The organism is Nostoc paludosum FACHB-159 (assembly GCF_014698835.1).
In the GTDB taxonomy this organism is placed as follows: domain Bacteria; phylum Cyanobacteriota; class Cyanobacteriia; order Cyanobacteriales; family Nostocaceae; genus Nostoc; species Nostoc paludosum.
Genome location: NZ_JACJTU010000047.1, coordinates 35961 through 51214, shown reverse-complemented (window position 1 = coordinate 51214; position 15254 = coordinate 35961). Strand labels below are relative to the sequence as shown.

Below are 15254 nucleotides of genomic sequence, written 5' to 3'. Positions count from 1 at the left end.
GCGAAGGCTTCTATAATTGCGATTTGAGACATGGGACAGATGCATTAATATAGAATTTGCGCTGCATCTTACCATATACTGCCTACATTTAGAATGAAATAGCCCTGATTTCAACGGTTTGCGCTCAACTGTTATTGAGATGTGATGCCTGGGTTGGGCTAAGCCAACAGCACAAACTTTGTAACCACGTTATGTAAGCCCTATCAACACTCAGCACTTTTCTATATCAGTGAATCCGAAGAAAACCAGCTTTTTCAATTAGATTTTGTCCTTGATTGCTTAACAGATAATTAGCAAAGAACTCTCCGGCTCTTTCCTCATCTTGACTATTTTGTTTAATAATTACAAACAAGTAACGATTAATCGGATAATCATTGTTTTTTAACGCATCAATATTCACTTTATTATTTTCCCAAGGACACTTTACTCCTGGTATCTTTCCAGATTTATCTACAGCAATTAATTTACCAGACTCCCAAATAATTGGTAAAGTTTTAACAATACATTGCTTAATCACTTCAGAAGCCGAAGCATAATAAATAGCTCCATCATTGAGATTTTTGCCTACTCTTTTCAGGGCTTGCTTGGTAGTAGAAATAAACTTAACATTTGCACCAAAGTTATCGTTGACCAAAATATTTTCTTTGAAAAATTCAGTTGTACCACTGTCATCAGGACGAGAATAGGGTGTGATTTGAAGATTCGGGCCACCCACCTGTTGCCAGTTGGTAATTTCACCTGTATAAATACCTTTGAATTGCTCTACAGTCAAACCAGGAATATTCAAACTGGGGTGAACAGCGATGGCGATCGCATCGATGGCAACAGGTACTTGCTTGAGCTTTATCCCTAAGGCAGCTGCACGTTGAAACTCATAATCTCTAACATATCGTGAAGATTCAGCAAAGGAAATTTGACCTTCTAATAACATTTTAATTCCTGTTCCTGAACCTAGTTTTAAAGTAGGATGTGTATGGTATATTAAGTTAAATTGTGGCCAATTAGCTCGAATTTTTCGATCGACTAATTCTCTAATTGGTTCCCAAGAAGTACTCCCGCCATAAAGAAATGTTCCTGACGGCGGCAATGGTAATACTATATTCCAACCAAACCAGAACATACATAGCAAAAGTACGCTAACTAAGCTAGTTAATAACCACAATTTAATATTTTTACTAATCGTATGGCTGAAATTGTTTGGCTTTTCATCAGTAGGCTGTTTTCGGTTTTTGCCACACATTAATTGCCAAGTCAACGGCTCAATATTGGGTTCAATACAAATTGTGGGTAACCAAGTTGCACCTGGATATTCTGATTTAAAGTGTTCTAGGCGTTTACGTGCTTTTTGAACAGAACTAAATAGGGAATTATTGCGGGTAAATTCTTGGAAAAAGTATTTTAAAAACTCTACAGCTACTGGGTCTGGTACAGGTTCGCGCATGACTATAACCCAAGGTAGATGTAGCTGTAAAAGTTGGTGAGCAAATCCCAAACCATCGCAAGAATTAAAAATTGCTAACTGCAATCCTTTAGAAATAGCTTGTTTTAAAGCTTCTTGAAACTCTTCAATACTCAAGCTATCTTTATTGTTAAGTTCAATCCAACCTATTTGTCCATCTTTTTGACTACCACTGTGTCCCGTGAAAACGAAAATATGATAGCCTTTTTCATCCCAAAGAGCTTCACAAAATTCCTTTCGACTGGGCTGCATTAAACAGATTACTTCTACCCCTTTTTCCTCAAGCTCTTGAATAACTTTTAGATCATCTTTTGTGTTAATACCATCACTCCTACCAACAGCAACCAAAATTCTGATATTTCCAGTTTTCAGAACTGCTTTATTTTTGTGTTGATTGACATTTTTAGGCGAACTGAAGGCAACTTCGACTTGTGGATAGTGTTGTTCAAATAAATCCCATTCTTGCCAAGGAAGACGACGTAAATCTATATCTTTGGCGTCAATAATGATGCTAATTTCTTCATTTGACTGATGTAATTGATGTGCGATCGCTATTAATCTATCTCGAATTGGCCGCCACCTACTCTCTGAAGAATTGAGCCATTCATTGAGATACTTTTTTACTGCTACTGTATGTTCTCCGTGGGAATAAATAGTCACTGTTTTGGGCGCAAGACGTAACCCTGGTGCCGGAGCAACACAAGAACGCACAGCTTCAATTTGACGATAGGCTGACTGCCATTGATGAAAGGAGGATTTTAGTTCTGGGAGTAATGGAGGTAAAAACCCCTCTGTTTCTTCCTCCAAGTTCTTCACTCTCAGAATTACTAAAAATCCCTCTTGTGAGGTGCGTCTGAGTTTCAAGTTGACTGTCGTCATCGCTTTTTCCTTTTGTTGAATGCTCTTAAACAACAGACTTTTCCATCAGCCTTGTTACTCCTAATACTATTTTGCCACTGAACTTTCCTGATATTGCTAGTTATTGCCATATCCCATAGTCAAAAAGCCTTTTCGCTCAATAGTTTCACCGAATATGAGCGTAATTTTCAATCAGTCATTTCATAAAAATAGAAATACTTCATGTGAATGTAAGTAGAGTCGCAAGCATAAATAAGGAGAATGCTGGTATCTGGTTATAAACTTCCTGTTATGGTAGCTGAAAAATCACTGAAATCAATGTAGGAATGGGGTGTTGCAGCGATTGATAAAAATTTCGCCTTTTGGCTTGAAATGTTTGTTCTGAAATCTTTACCACTACCCAAAACTGTATGTTGAACTTTGAAAACAACCAATCGATGAATTTGCAACAGCTAGAATTATACGAACGAATTCAGGCTTTTTCGTTAGATGAGTCTGATTCCCAGTTAACTTTTAGCAGACGATTGGCAAAGGAAAATTCCTGGTCTTTAAACTATACCCAGAGGGTAATTGAAGAATACAAAAAATTTACGTTTCTTGCAGTTGCAACAGGTCATCCAGTCAGACCATCAGATTCAGTAGATCGGGTTTGGCATTTGCACTTGAACTACACGCGTTCGTATTGGCAGGAGTTTTGCCCAAATATTCTCAAAGTACCATTGCATCATGAACCAAGTCGTGGAGGTTCATCGGAGCGCTTAAAGTTTGATGAATGGTACAACAAGACATTAGAAAGCTATCAACGTTTTTTTGGTGAGGTTCCTCCAGTAGATATTTGGCCTCAAGCAAAAAAGAAATTCGGAAGAAATTTACACTCTTTGCAAGTGAATGAACAAGATTCGATTATCCCAAAGCCATCTTTTAGTTATTTGCCAAAGGTGCAGCTAAATCAAGCAGTATTTTCGTTTCTTTTGGTCAGTTTGATAGTTGTAGTTGTTTGCTGGCAAGTGATTCCTTTCCTGCTTAATTCACTCAACTTTCGCGGGCCGGAATTTTTAAAGTTTTACTTCCTGCTCTCAATTGTTGTAGTATTTATAGCATTAGTTATCCGAGATTTTCTGCGGCTACCTGATGGCAATCCAATGGAAAAAACGGTACAGCTTGATGCCTATGAAACTGCTTACCTTGCAAAGGGCAAACATCATGTTGTAGATACTGCGATCGCCAGTTTAGTACAGAAACAATACGCCATCGTAGACACAGAAAAACGAATGCTCGCTTTAAAGGAATCTGTAGAAAAATTGTCCAATCCTCTGGAGCGAGCAGTTGCAGATGCCATTGCATTAAATGGACACATTGATACGATTCGCAGCGGCGCTACTCAGGTAACTGAAGAACTTCGGGAGCGATTGCGTCAATTTGGTCTTTTAGTGAACCAGAAACAATCTTTCAATATTAAAACCTACCCAACAATATTAATCGGTGGCTTGTTAGGATTGGGTATTGCCAAAATTTGTGTAGGAATCTCTCGCCATAAGCCTGTTACTTATCTAACCATAATGTGTATCTTCATCAGTATTATTGCGTTATGGTTGTTGCTGAGTTCTACCCATCGGAGTCGTTATGGCGATCGCATTTTCCAAGAACTTCATAGACAAATACAACCCTTAAAAGCAATTAGCAATACAGATCCCAAGCTCATAGTCGCATTTGCTCTTTTGGGTACGACAGTTTTACCAAATGATATGTTTGCTGAGTTGAAGAAGATACTTAAACCAGTATCTAGTAGCACTGGTAGTAGTAGCAGTGGTTGTGGTGGCAGTACTTGTGGTAGTAGTTGTGGCAGCAGTTGTGGCAGCAGTTGTGGCGGTGGTTGCGGTGGTTGCGGTGGTGGATAGCAATATCAATTTGCAATTAAGAAATTCAGATTGTATCTAGTTTCCAAGATGCGCTTTGTCTCCCCTCGTCGCTTGCGGGGAGGGGATTAAGGGGTGGGGTTTAATAGATTACCGAAATCATAACTAATTACCCGAACGTGAGATAACCTAACAACATTTGTTTCAGCACACACAATAAAAGTATAAATCTAGCGAGGTTGTTACTTGTTGTAACAGCCTCGACCGCGCAAGTAGGCTGAACAACATTTATAACCTAAGTAAATATTAATGTATAAATTTACACCTTCTTTTTCAAAAAAGAGTAAAACCTTTATTTATAGTCTTGTAACGGCTGATAAAAAATTACTTGTGGGATTTCATCGAGTTTTTCAGACTCAAGCAAAGCGTATACGGCAGCAAGTAGCTAAGCCATCATCTTAATATTAAAAACAGCAGCGATCGTTTTTCCCAACCCTTAAATAAAAATACTTGTTTTGTATGACCATCGAACGCGTTCGGCAAAAACACTATCCCAAGGCTGATATTGGGCGGCGAGGTATGGCATTGGGGCTAGATTTTTTTGTTGTCTGGTTAGTTAGTTCTTTGCTAGGAAGTGGCAATGTTGGCATTCAATTTGCTCAAATCCTAGTTTTTGTAATGTTTTGGCTGATTTTGCGGGTGGTGGTGGCATACAACAATCAAGGACAAAGTTTAGGGCGTTGGGCATTTGATTTAAAGGTGCTAGAAGTTAAAGATGGGGAAATAATCGGTAGAATCCCAGATTTACAGGCTCTAGTGAAACGAGAGACAATTACTGGTTTGGGTGCGCTTCTGGTGTCAATTGCCTTAGGCAATATTAGAGCCAATCCCACTGCTATACTGCTAGTACTTCCTTTAGCAATTGATTGTGGTACTGCCTTATCTGATGCTCAGATGCGGCAAGCTTTACACGATCGCTTTTGCGGAACTTTCATCGTCTCTTCCCGTCGTGGCTACTCGCTGGATATCAAAATCAAAAAATTAGTTGAAAATATCCGCCAGAATGTGAGAAGATAGTCATTTGTGTTAATTCTCTCCAGGCTTTACTGTTTGTAAGATTATGGCTAAGAGTAAAGGTGTCCGCATAATTGTGACATTAGAGTGTACCGAGTGTCGGACAAACCCAGAAAAGCGGTCTCCTGGTGTATCACGTTATACCAGCACTAAGAACCGCCGCAACACCACCAACAGGCTAGAACTGAAAAAGTTCTGCACGCACTGTAATAAACATACCGTTCACAAGGAAATTAAGTAGAGATGAGTTATTTCCGTCGTCGCCTTTCTCCAATTAAGCCAGGAGAACCAATAGATTATAAGGACGTTGATTTGTTGCGTAAGTTTATCACCGAACGGGGCAAGATACTGCCACGGCGGATTACAGGGCTTACGTCTCAGCAACAGCGAGAGTTGACATTAGCAATTAAGCGATCGCGGATTGTGGCTTTGTTGCCATTTATCAACGCGGAAGGCTAAAAAGAGTTATGAGTGATGAGTTATGAGTGATGAGTTATGAATCAAAACTCCTAACTCCTAACTCCTAACTTAAAATTATTTAAACTGTTCATTAAAAAAATAAAGTGCGAGAGTTGTGGAGAAGGGGACGCTAGTTGAATTTAGGGTTCAAGGCGATCGCCGTCTGGGCGTCGTAGAACGTCCGGACGGTAAAACCCGCTGGTTTGTGGTGGACGAACGTGGTCAATCCCACAGCCTCGCGCCTAGACAAGTAACCTATACAGTTAACAAAGAGACCTATAAGCCGACGGATATTCCCAAGTTTCTAGAGCAGGTCAAGCCTTATTTAGATCCATCTAGCTTGGAAGTAGCTTGGGAATTATTGGTTGAAGGTGGGGAAACAATCACCCCAGAGGAAATGGCGAATTTGCTATTTTCGGAATCGGGTGCGCCCCATTGTTACGCTGCCCATTGCCTGTTATCAGACGACAAACTCTATTTCAAGCAAAAAGGAGAGGCTTACGAAGCCCGAACTGCTGCTCAGGTTGCAGAACGCAAGCACCAAATAGAAGTAGAGGCACTCAAAGCTAAGGGACAGCAGGAATTTTTAGCTCGTGTAGAGCAGGCGCTCAAAGGTGAAGCAGTAGAGTGGCAACGTCACGATCGCCAGCGGTTGGAAGGAATAGAAAAATACGCAGCGCTGCTTGCTGACACCGTGCGGATGGGGGTAAATTATGACACTCTGGCTCGTGCCTATCCTCCCTCAGCCCCAGTATTAGAAACTATGACCTTGCTGGGACGCCCCACAACACCCCAAGGAGCCTTTCAACTTTTGGTAGATTTGGCTTGGTGGAGTCCTCATGAAAACTTGTTCCTGCGTCGTTCTTCAATTCCAGTTCAGTTTCCTCAAAAGGTATTAGAAGTGGCGCAACAACGTTTGGATTTCCCACCAACTGATTCAGATACCAACCGCTTGGATCTGACTCACCTGAAGGTCTACACCATTGATGATGAGACCACCACAGAAATCGACGACGGTTTAAGTTGGGAAGTACTCCCCGATGGACGAGAACGGCTGTGGGTACATATCGCCGATCCTACTAGATGGTTAGTGCCAGAAGATGAATTAGATTTAGAAGCGAGAAAACGAGGTAGTACAGTATATTTACCTACAGGCATGATTCCCATGTTTCCAGAAATCTTGGCCACGGGGCCAATGAGTCTGGTACAGGGGCGGATTTGTTGTGCCCTGAGTTTTGGAATTGTTTTAGGTGCAACTGGGGCAGTAGAAGATTACAGCATTCATACGAGCTTAATTAAGCCGACTTATCGCCTTACCTACGAAGATGTAGATGAAATGCTGCAATTAGGGGTACAAGCAGAACCAGAAATTGAAGCGATCGCCACTTGGGCAAATCGGCGCAAAACCTGGCGTTATGCCCAAGGAGCAATTAGCATCACCATGCCTGAGGCAACGATCAAAGTCAAAGGCGACGAAATCAATATTGACATTTTGGACGATTCACCCTCCCGGCAACTCGTAGCAGAAATGATGATTCTTGCTGGTGAAGTTGCTGCCCGCTACGGCCAAAGACATAACATTCCCTTGCCATTTCGCGGCCAGCCCCAACCAGAATTACCTCCAGACGAAGAATTACTCCAGTTACCAGCCGGATTCGTCCGCGCTTGCGCCATGCGGCGTTGTATGCCCAAAAGTGAAATGAGCATTACACCTTTGCGCCATGCAGGTTTGGGCTTGGATACCTACACTCAAGCAACTTCCCCCATCCGCCGTTACAGCGATTTGCTAACTCACTTCCAACTAAAAGCCCATTTGCGCGGTGAAGTTTTGCCATTTTCTGCCGAACAACTCAAAGAAGTGATGATGACAGTCACCACCATCACCCAAGAAGTAACGATGGTAGAACGGCAAACTAATAGATATTATGCTCTAGAGTATTTGCGCCGTAATCCAGAACAAATTTGGCATGTGACAGTGTTAATGTGGTTGCGAGAAGATAGTAACTTAGCTCTAATTCTGTTAGAAGATTTGGGTTTACAGTTACCAATGTCTTTCAAACGTTCTGTGAACTTAGGCGAACAGATATTAGTGAAAGTTGCCCACGCCGACCCGCAAAAAGATTTAATTCAGTTTCAAGAAATAATTTATCAAGAAGCCCAATCAGCAGTGAATTAGGCCAAATCTAACCAAAAGTCAAGTTTTAACTGCGGCTTAAAGGGATATTTTAAAACTTTTTCTTCCCTTGTGCCCTCTGCCCTAGAGCCTTCTGCCTTGCCCGAAGGGCAGATAAAATTTGATAGTTAAAATACTGTTCCATCACTATCTATTTGCATAGGCGATGTACCACCTGTTCTGAGTTCAGCAGCAATTTTTCGCCCAGCCGTCCAAGTTCCGCCTTGGAGAATTTTTACTAGTGGCATTTGTTCGGGGGTCATATTCAACTTTTCGCGCACTGTAGCGGCGATATAATCTAAGAGAATCACCGTCAAAGCACGCCATTCAACTATAACTTCTGATGCTACTGAATGTGGCGATCGCCAAATCTCTAAGTCTTTAACACCAACAAGTCCCAAATCAATACACAATCCCCCATTTCGATATTCTGGTAATCCTGTAAGGGCATCTAAACCAGTAATTATTAAACCGAGTTCTTGTAGCGGTTCTAATAAAGAATATGTCAGCCATTGAGACAATTTGTGAAAAGGCACTAAGCCATCATTGCTAATAGCTGGATGTCGCCAAACATCTCCCAAATTTACCCCAGAAACTTCTAATCTCCCCGGCCAAATTTCACTCAGTCCTTGTAAAACTGCACTGAAAACTGTTGCAGCGGCTAACTGCCCATTTTCAGATTTACCCAAAAGATAATTTACTAAATTTCCTGGGCGAGGGTTTTCGTTGCCAAACAAATTAGGTGAAGAAACTACAGCTTGTCCTAATTTTTGCAATAATTTCAAACGCCCAGAAATTCCCACCAAAGGATTTTCTGTGTTTACCTGAAACCCATTTGCCAGTTCTGCTTCTGTAAATGCTTGCAATTTTTGAGCATCTACTTGGGGCAAATTATGGCTGGAAAAAGCGCCTTCACAAAACATTTGAAAACTGGCTACAGCTAAACCTTCCGATCGCCCCAATTTTAACCCAGTCTCCTGTTCATCATAACGCCAGTTGTTCCCCGCACCCGCATCCAACAAAACACTGACAATTGCCAAATCAAACTTAGCAGCAGCTTTTTCTAGAGGCGTTAGTCCCGCTAATTGAGTATCCAACACAACTAAACGCGGTACACCCCCAGCCTCAAAATGTCGCCAACGGCTATGAAACGGAATTTGCAAATCCGGATACTCACAACGCATGACTTCGATAACATAATCTGCAACTTTTGTCAACTGCGTTAAATCGCAATGAAAATAACGCGATTTTCCCTCATTTACGAATGCAAACAGTTGCCCACACCGTTCCCGAATCGCCACTGGCGAACGAAGATATGTAATTAGTTTATTAGTCATTGGTCATTGGTCATTGGTCATTGGTCAAGCAGCAGGTGTGGGAGGTGTGGGAGGTGTGGGAGGTGTGGGAGGTGTGGGAGGTGTGGGAGGATGGTGAAAAAATCTTTCTCCCCTCTCTCCCCACACTCCCCACACTCCCCACACTCCCCACACTCCCCCCTCTCTCCCCACACTCCCCACACTTCCCCACCTCCCCATCTCCCTACTCTACCAAGCCTCGCCCTTTCACCTCAGCTAAGCCATCAGCATCTAACACATCGCCTGTAGTGTAATATCCAGCGGCTTTTTTCGCCTCGATTTCTACCCGTGCATCTTGGGGAATTAAATCTTCTGGGATTGGTATTCTTTCTACAATCTCAATTCCTGCCTGGGTGATGGCATTGTATTTCATATTACTCATGGACACCATGCGGTCAATGCGGGTGATGCCGAGCCAATGTAAGACATCTGGCATCAATTCTTGGAAGCGCATATCTTCCACGCCGGCGACACATTCGGTACGGGCAAAGTAGGCATCAGCGCGATCGCCTCCTTCTTGACGCTTTCTAGCGTTGTATACTAAGAACTTCGTCACTTCTCCTAAGGCGCGGCCTTCTTTACGACAATAAATAATTACACCCACGCCGCCTTCCTGTGCAGTTTGGACGCATACTTCAATTCCATGTACTAAGTAGGGGCGACAGGTGCAAATATCTGAGCCAAATACGTCAGAACCATTGCATTCATCATGAACTCGCACGGCTACGGGTTTTTTAGGATCGGCGATCGCAGCAATATCACCGACAATATACACTGTTACGCCTCCAATTGGCGGCAAAAACACCTCCAAATCCGAACGCGTCACCAATTCCGGAAACATCCCGCCAGTTTGTTCAAATAAAGCACGGCGCAATTGTGCCTCTGGGATGCCAAAACGCTTAGCAATTCCTGGTAAATACCAAACTGGTTCAATGGCGGCTTTGGTGACGACTAAATCGCCACCTGATTTCATAATTTTGCCATCTACCTGCAAGCGCCCTTTGTCTATTGCATCTTGCAGTTCCGGCATATTGATGTGAGCTTTTGTGATGGCGATGGTGGGACGAATATCATATCCCTGTTGGTAATACGATGAAAATACCTCAGATGCGATCGCTCCAAAAGGATCTAGGGAAACTATCTTCTGGGCATCAAACCAACTGGCATAAGGGCCAATATGCTCTACTGGGGATGTATTTGTCAAATCCGCTCGATGATCTGACTGCAAAGCACCGCTAGCCACTGCTAGAGCACGATAAATCGCATAACTGCCAGAGTGAGTACCAATGACGTTGCGATGTGCTTGCTTGGTCAGCGTAGCAATAATCGGCCCCCTTTGCATGGGATCGGTTGCCCCCCATTGAATGGGAACTGGCTTAGGGCCAAAGCTACTAGGATGGGAAGTAAGAACAATATGCCTGGAAACGTCGTTTTGCTTTGGCATAGTCATGAATATTTTTGTAATGTTTTTATGAACTATTAGTTACTAGGGAACTGTCAACTACCTATAGTTAGTTTTTATTTTTAAAAGCGTAACATCCTTACCAACAAACAGTTGTGACTTTTAATGTCGAGTTTGGCATTAGTCATATTGTCGAATACAAAAAATAACACAGAAATTTCATAAATAGCAATTGAACTCCGTAAATTTAAAGATGACTTTAAAAATGTTTTAGACGTTAAAATTTGTGAGAAAGTAAAAATAAAGGTATATTCACCGATCTCAAATTCATGGATTCTTTATCAATTAATTCCTTACTTGAAGAGTTGAAAAATCCCGATGCTACAGTCCGCGAACAAGCAACCAGAAAAATCTGGCGAATCTGGTTTCAGCAAAAGGGAATCTATGGGCTAGAAAGGATTGACCGCAGCCAAAAATTACTGGATGCAGGCGAAATTACTGAAGCCGAAACAGCACTGACGGAACTTCTCAGAGAACAGCCAGATTTTGCCGAAGCTTGGAATCGCCGAGCTTTTCTCTATTACAGTATTGGCGATTATCAAAAATCTCTGGCAGATTGTCAGATGGTTGTGCAGATAAATCCAATACATTTTGGCGCCCTTCATGGCATGGGCTTGTGTTATGCAGCACTAGGAAGGTATAGTGAGGCAATCCGCGCTTTTAAACGCGCTCTCGAAATTCAACCCTATTCGCTGGTGAATCAAAAATTGATTCTAGAATGTACGTATAGATTGACCTACGACGGTAGATAGGAGATACTATCATACTATTTTATGAATCCGTCTTCGCCCTCATCAGCAACAAATTATCGCCTAACTCGCCGTGATTTTATTCAATACGGTTCTATCTGTATTGCTAGCAGCTTTATTGCAGCTTGTACTAACAACAACCAACCATCAACTAACAGTTCTGGGTTGGACAAAGTAACATTCGGCACAAACTGGATAGCACAAGCAGAACACGGCGGATTCTACCAGGCGATCGCCACTGGTATTTACAAAGACTACGGTTTAGATGTCACCATCAAAATGGGTGGCCCCCAGGTAGGGAGTGGTACTCAATTGTTGATGGGGGGTGCGGTAGATTTCTTTATGGGTTATGGCATTGATGCCGTGAATGCCATTGCACAGGGTATTCCCAAAATCACAGTCGCAGCAATTTTTCAAAAAGATCCTTGGTGTCTCATCGCCCATCCCAACACAGCAATTAAAGCCCTTGGCGATCTTAAAGGCAAACCAATTTATGTCTCTGCTTCTGCTAATATTACCTATTGGCCTTTACTAGAAGCAAAGTATGGTTTTACCGACGATCAAAAGCGTCCTTACAATTTTAATCCGGCTCCTTTTTTAACTGACAAAAATTCAGCCCAACAAGGTTATGTTACATCTGAACCCTTTGCCATTCAAAAGCAGGGTGGTTTTGAACCAGTGGTCTTTTTATTAGCAGATTATGGTTATCAACCTTATGCAACCACTATTGAAACCAAAAAAGAACTCGTAGAAAAAAATCCTGATTTAGTGCAGCGATTTGTTGATGCTTCCATCAAAGGTTGGTATAGCTATTTAGAAAATCCCCAACCAGGAAATCAACTGATTAAAAAAGATAATCCAGAAATGACAGATGAGCAACTGGCTTATAGTATTCAAAAGCTCAATGAATATGGAATCATTCTTTCTGACATAGCAGAAAAACAAGGTATTGGCGCAATGAGTGACGAAAGGTGGAAATCACTCTTCGATAGTATGGTTGATACTAAGATTTCCCAACCCAGCGTTAATTATAAAGAAGCGTACACCTTGCAATTTGTGAATAAAGGGGTAGGCTATTACAAGAAGTGAATCAATTTTGGATTTTGGATTTTAGATTTATTTGACAAATGAATTCCGGGGCTTCCAAGCTGTTTAAATTTTAAATTTGTAATATTCAATCCAAAATCTAAAATTTAGAATCTAAAATTAGGTGAGCGATCGCTGTTATTCTCCAAATTTTATGCATGAGTAACCGTCCCATTATTACACTCAGTCACATTAGCAAAGTCTACGCCAATGGTACTGTTGCCCTGCAAGACTTGAATTTAACAATTCCAGAGGCACAATTCGTTAGTTTAGTCGGCCCTTCTGGTTGCGGTAAAAGTACAGTACTGCGCTTGATTGCCGGGCTGGGGCGTATGAGTTCTGGTAGTATTGATTGGGGCATAACTCAGCAAGCAAGAAAATTGGCTTTTGTTTTTCAAGATGCTGCCCTCATGCCTTGGGCAAACGTTTGGGAGAATATACGCCTACCGTTAAAATTGGCGGGAATTTCTAAAGAAGATAGTCAAAAATTGGTGCAGCAGACATTAACGCTGGTAGGATTAGAAGGTTTTGAAGAAAACTATCCCCGCGAATTATCTGGTGGGATGAAAATGCGGGTATCAATTGCTAGGGCATTAGTAACTCATCCAAATATCTTGTTAATGGATGAACCTTTTGGGGCATTAGATGAAATTACTCGTAGTAAACTCAATAGCGATTTACTCGATTTATGGTGTCAACAGCACTGGACGGTAGTTTTTGTCACCCACAATATTTACGAAGCAGTCTATTTATCAAATCGAGTGCTAGTCATGGGAACAAGTCCGGGACGTATCGTAGCAGATATAGAAATTGATGCTTCCTATCCCCGTAATGATGACTTTCGTACATCATCGGTGTATAACCAATATTGCCGTGAAATTTCTCTGCATTTAGCCCAAGCAATGAAATAAATAACCGCAGAGGCGCAGAGAACGCAGAGAGAAAGAAATAGATTACTCTTTATCTCTGTGCCGCGCCAGTTGCTACCCTTCGGGAACGCTAAGAGCGAACAAGTCGGGGAACCCGCCCAACGCACTGGCTTCTCTGTGTCTGGGCGGTAGCCTGCGGCAAGCCGCTGCGCGTCTACGTTAAATTGAATTTTAAACTTTTGAAAATGCTGTTTATCCGTCGCCTCCAGTCACAAAAAATATCCAGTAAATTAATTTCTGCTGATGTTTTTGCACCGATCGCAGTTGGTATTCTAGTATTATTCCTATGGGATATCTTAGTGCGGGTAATGCATTTACCTCCTTATATCCTCCCAGGGCCAATATTAGTATTTCAAACCTTAATTACTGACTGGAATGAGCTTTTTCCATCATTATTAATTACACTGCAAATCACAATCGTTGCCTTTGTTGCTGCGGCAATTTCCGGTTTGCTGATGGCGATTTTGTTCGCTCAAAGTAAATGGATTGAACGCAGTTTATTTCCCTATGCGGTAATTTTACAGACAACTCCCATAGTAGCGATCGCACCTTTAATAATTCTTTGGCTAAAAAATAACACCTTCGCCGCCTTAGTAGTTTGTGCCTGGATAGTCGCCTTTTTCCCCATCGTTTCCAACACTACATTAGGACTCAACAGCGTTGACCGTAACTTACTCAACTTATTCCAACTTTACAAAGCTTCTCGCTGGCAAACACTACTATATCTCCGTTTACCTAGCGCCATGCCTTACTTTTTAGGCGGGTTAAAAATCAGCGCTGGTTTAGCATTAATTGGGGCCGTGGTTGCGGAATTTGTCGCCGGGACTGGTGGGGCGAAATCGGGTATTGCTTATCGGATTTTGATATCTAGCTATAACTTACAAATTCCTCGAATGTTTGCAGCACTATTTCTGACAACTGGGTTAGGTGTATTGATTTTTGTCAGTTTGAGTGCTTTATCTGATTTTATATTAAGTAAGTGGCATGAAAGTGCTGTTAAAGAAGAAAACTAGATCGGAATTTGATTATGCTCTATAGGTAAGAGAGTTTCAAGGGTTAATTCCTCTAGCTTTCAAATTTTTTATTCAATTTCAATATTTCTTTGTTTCCAGTAATTTGGTTTGCGCTTACCATGCGCGATCGCAATTACCCAAATCACCTCTTCAAGCTCATACCATTTTACTAAAATCCTGATACAAATTCTTTCCCCTTTGCTCCCCTGCTCCTCTGCTACCCTGCTTGCCTAAATGTATCAAATTTAAAGTGAAACGGTATCAGTATAAAAAATCAAATAGGGAAAACTTTGAATAGTATAACGACGTATTCCTTGAATTTTATATAGACTTCCTAAATTAGGATTTTGCTGAATTCTCATTACAGCTTTTTCTACTTCAGACAGTAAATCTAACCCCAAGCCTACTTTTTGAGCTTCATAGTAAGCTATTGCAGCATCAAGCTCCTTTCGCGCTTCGGTGTGGATAACAATAAACTTCACAAATACTTTTCTCGTAGCTCAGAAAAAACTTGAGATGATGCTTCTCCAATAGCTGTTTTACGATTAATATCCTCCAATCGTTCGGTTAATTCATTATCCCAAGCAGTTTCTAGATTATCATCTATATCCTCATCTAGAGAATGAATTAAAAAGTAGGCGATTTCAGCACGTTCTTTTGCAGAAAGCTGAGAAAGTTCGAGTTTAAGTTTTTCGGCAGTTTCACTCATACTTTGAAGTCTTCCCAACACATTTACAACTAGATTAATAATAGGATTAAGCGATACATTCATTAACTTATC

The 15254-nt window shown here is 41.5% G+C and carries 15 protein-coding genes; 9 read left to right on the top strand and 6 right to left on the bottom strand.

The genetic code is table 11. The annotated features are described in order from the left end of the window. Positions 1-226: 226 nt before the first annotated feature. A complete protein-coding gene (locus H6H03_RS31045; RefSeq protein WP_190958883.1) occupies positions 227-2338 on the bottom strand; it encodes a substrate-binding domain-containing protein in 2112 nt (703 codons plus the stop codon). A gap of 389 nt (positions 2339-2727) precedes the next feature. Between H6H03_RS31045 and H6H03_RS31040 the strand changes: the two genes are divergently transcribed. The 5 genes from H6H03_RS31040 to H6H03_RS31020 all read left to right on the top strand — a co-directional run bounded on the left by H6H03_RS31040 (position 2728) and on the right by H6H03_RS31020 (position 7882). After that, a complete protein-coding gene (locus tag H6H03_RS31040) occupies positions 2728-4215 on the top strand; it encodes a TIGR04222 domain-containing membrane protein (RefSeq protein ID WP_242058071.1) in 1488 nt (495 codons plus the stop codon). 477 nt (positions 4216-4692) lie between these two features. Beyond that, positions 4693-5250 (top strand): RDD family protein, encoded by a 558-nt coding sequence (locus H6H03_RS31035; protein WP_190958882.1) that lies wholly within the window; start codon positions 4693-4695, stop codon positions 5248-5250. Between the two features lie 43 nt (positions 5251-5293). Then, a complete protein-coding gene (gene rpmG / locus H6H03_RS31030) occupies positions 5294-5488 on the top strand; it encodes a 50S ribosomal protein L33 (protein ID WP_081603023.1) in 195 nt (64 codons plus the stop codon). A gap of 2 nt (positions 5489-5490) precedes the next feature. Then, on the top strand, positions 5491-5706 hold the full coding sequence (gene rpsR, locus H6H03_RS31025) for a 30S ribosomal protein S18 (RefSeq protein ID WP_073639644.1): 216 nt from the start codon (positions 5491-5493) through the stop codon (positions 5704-5706). A gap of 115 nt (positions 5707-5821) precedes the next feature. After that, complete coding sequence (locus H6H03_RS31020; protein ID WP_190958881.1) at positions 5822-7882, top strand: ribonuclease catalytic domain-containing protein; 2061 nt, start codon at positions 5822-5824, stop codon at positions 7880-7882. Between the two features lie 125 nt (positions 7883-8007). Here the strand turns inward: H6H03_RS31020 and H6H03_RS31015 are convergent, their stop codons facing one another. The 3 genes from H6H03_RS31015 to H6H03_RS31005 are packed head-to-tail and all read right to left on the bottom strand — an operon-like array spanning position 8008 to position 10678. Continuing rightward, positions 8008-9216: a URC4/urg3 family protein gene (locus tag H6H03_RS31015; RefSeq protein ID WP_190958880.1), complete on the bottom strand. Its 1209-nt coding sequence runs from the start codon at positions 9214-9216 to the stop codon at positions 8008-8010. A gap of 24 nt (positions 9217-9240) precedes the next feature. After that, on the bottom strand, positions 9241-9414 hold the full coding sequence (locus H6H03_RS31010) for a hypothetical protein (RefSeq protein ID WP_190958879.1): 174 nt from the start codon (positions 9412-9414) through the stop codon (positions 9241-9243). A 4-nt stretch (positions 9415-9418) separates the two neighbouring features. Next, positions 9419-10678 (bottom strand): GTP cyclohydrolase II, encoded by a 1260-nt coding sequence (locus tag H6H03_RS31005; protein ID WP_190958889.1) that lies wholly within the window; start codon positions 10676-10678, stop codon positions 9419-9421. A gap of 287 nt (positions 10679-10965) precedes the next feature. On the opposite strand from H6H03_RS31005, the gene H6H03_RS31000 reads away from it, so the two are divergent. The 4 genes from H6H03_RS31000 to H6H03_RS30985 all read left to right on the top strand — a co-directional run bounded on the left by H6H03_RS31000 (position 10966) and on the right by H6H03_RS30985 (position 14473). After that, positions 10966-11448: a tetratricopeptide repeat protein gene (locus H6H03_RS31000; protein ID WP_190958878.1), complete on the top strand. Its 483-nt coding sequence runs from the start codon at positions 10966-10968 to the stop codon at positions 11446-11448. Positions 11449-11469: 21 nt separating this feature from the next. After that, complete coding sequence (locus H6H03_RS30995; RefSeq protein WP_190958877.1) at positions 11470-12534, top strand: ABC transporter substrate-binding protein; 1065 nt, start codon at positions 11470-11472, stop codon at positions 12532-12534. Between the two features lie 155 nt (positions 12535-12689). After that, positions 12690-13442 carry an ABC transporter ATP-binding protein gene (locus tag H6H03_RS30990; RefSeq protein ID WP_190958876.1) on the top strand — a complete coding sequence of 251 codons (753 nt, stop codon included), beginning with the start codon at positions 12690-12692 and terminating at the stop codon, positions 13440-13442. A 203-nt stretch (positions 13443-13645) separates the two neighbouring features. Next, on the top strand, positions 13646-14473 hold the full coding sequence (locus H6H03_RS30985) for an ABC transporter permease (RefSeq protein WP_190958875.1): 828 nt from the start codon (positions 13646-13648) through the stop codon (positions 14471-14473). Positions 14474-14718: 245 nt separating this feature from the next. On the opposite strand, the gene H6H03_RS30980 is transcribed toward H6H03_RS30985, so the two are convergent. Further along, complete coding sequence (locus tag H6H03_RS30980; protein ID WP_190958874.1) at positions 14719-14955, bottom strand: type II toxin-antitoxin system RelE/ParE family toxin; 237 nt, start codon at positions 14953-14955, stop codon at positions 14719-14721. Continuing rightward, positions 14952-15245 carry an addiction module protein gene (locus H6H03_RS30975; RefSeq protein WP_242058070.1) on the bottom strand — a complete coding sequence of 98 codons (294 nt, stop codon included), beginning with the start codon at positions 15243-15245 and terminating at the stop codon, positions 14952-14954. The genes H6H03_RS30980 and H6H03_RS30975 overlap by 4 nt, the downstream gene beginning before the upstream one ends. Positions 15246-15254 lie beyond the last annotated feature (9 nt).

What these genes read in the sequence shown, in the direction of transcription:
- H6H03_RS31045 (WP_190958883.1), bottom strand. Translation starts at nt 2,338, where the DNA reads ATGACGACAGTCAACTTGAAACTCAGACGCACCTCACAAGAGGGATTT.
- H6H03_RS31040 (WP_242058071.1), top strand. Translation starts at nt 2,728, where the DNA reads ATGTTGAACTTTGAAAACAACCAATCGATGAATTTGCAACAGCTAGAA.
- H6H03_RS31035 (WP_190958882.1), top strand. Translation starts at nt 4,693, where the DNA reads ATGACCATCGAACGCGTTCGGCAAAAACACTATCCCAAGGCTGATATT.
- rpmG (WP_081603023.1), top strand. Translation starts at nt 5,294, where the DNA reads ATGGCTAAGAGTAAAGGTGTCCGCATAATTGTGACATTAGAGTGTACC.
- rpsR (WP_073639644.1), top strand. Translation starts at nt 5,491, where the DNA reads ATGAGTTATTTCCGTCGTCGCCTTTCTCCAATTAAGCCAGGAGAACCA.
- H6H03_RS31015 (WP_190958880.1), bottom strand. Translation starts at nt 9,216, where the DNA reads ATGACTAATAAACTAATTACATATCTTCGTTCGCCAGTGGCGATTCGG.
- H6H03_RS31010 (WP_190958879.1), bottom strand. Translation starts at nt 9,414, where the DNA reads ATGGGGAGGTGGGGAAGTGTGGGGAGTGTGGGGAGAGAGGGGGGAGTG.
- H6H03_RS31005 (WP_190958889.1), bottom strand. Translation starts at nt 10,678, where the DNA reads ATGCCAAAGCAAAACGACGTTTCCAGGCATATTGTTCTTACTTCCCAT.
- H6H03_RS31000 (WP_190958878.1), top strand. Translation starts at nt 10,966, where the DNA reads ATGGATTCTTTATCAATTAATTCCTTACTTGAAGAGTTGAAAAATCCC.
- H6H03_RS30995 (WP_190958877.1), top strand. Translation starts at nt 11,470, where the DNA reads ATGAATCCGTCTTCGCCCTCATCAGCAACAAATTATCGCCTAACTCGC.
- H6H03_RS30990 (WP_190958876.1), top strand. Translation starts at nt 12,690, where the DNA reads ATGAGTAACCGTCCCATTATTACACTCAGTCACATTAGCAAAGTCTAC.
- H6H03_RS30985 (WP_190958875.1), top strand. Translation starts at nt 13,646, where the DNA reads ATGCTGTTTATCCGTCGCCTCCAGTCACAAAAAATATCCAGTAAATTA.
- H6H03_RS30975 (WP_242058070.1), bottom strand. Translation starts at nt 15,245, where the DNA reads ATGAATGTATCGCTTAATCCTATTATTAATCTAGTTGTAAATGTGTTG.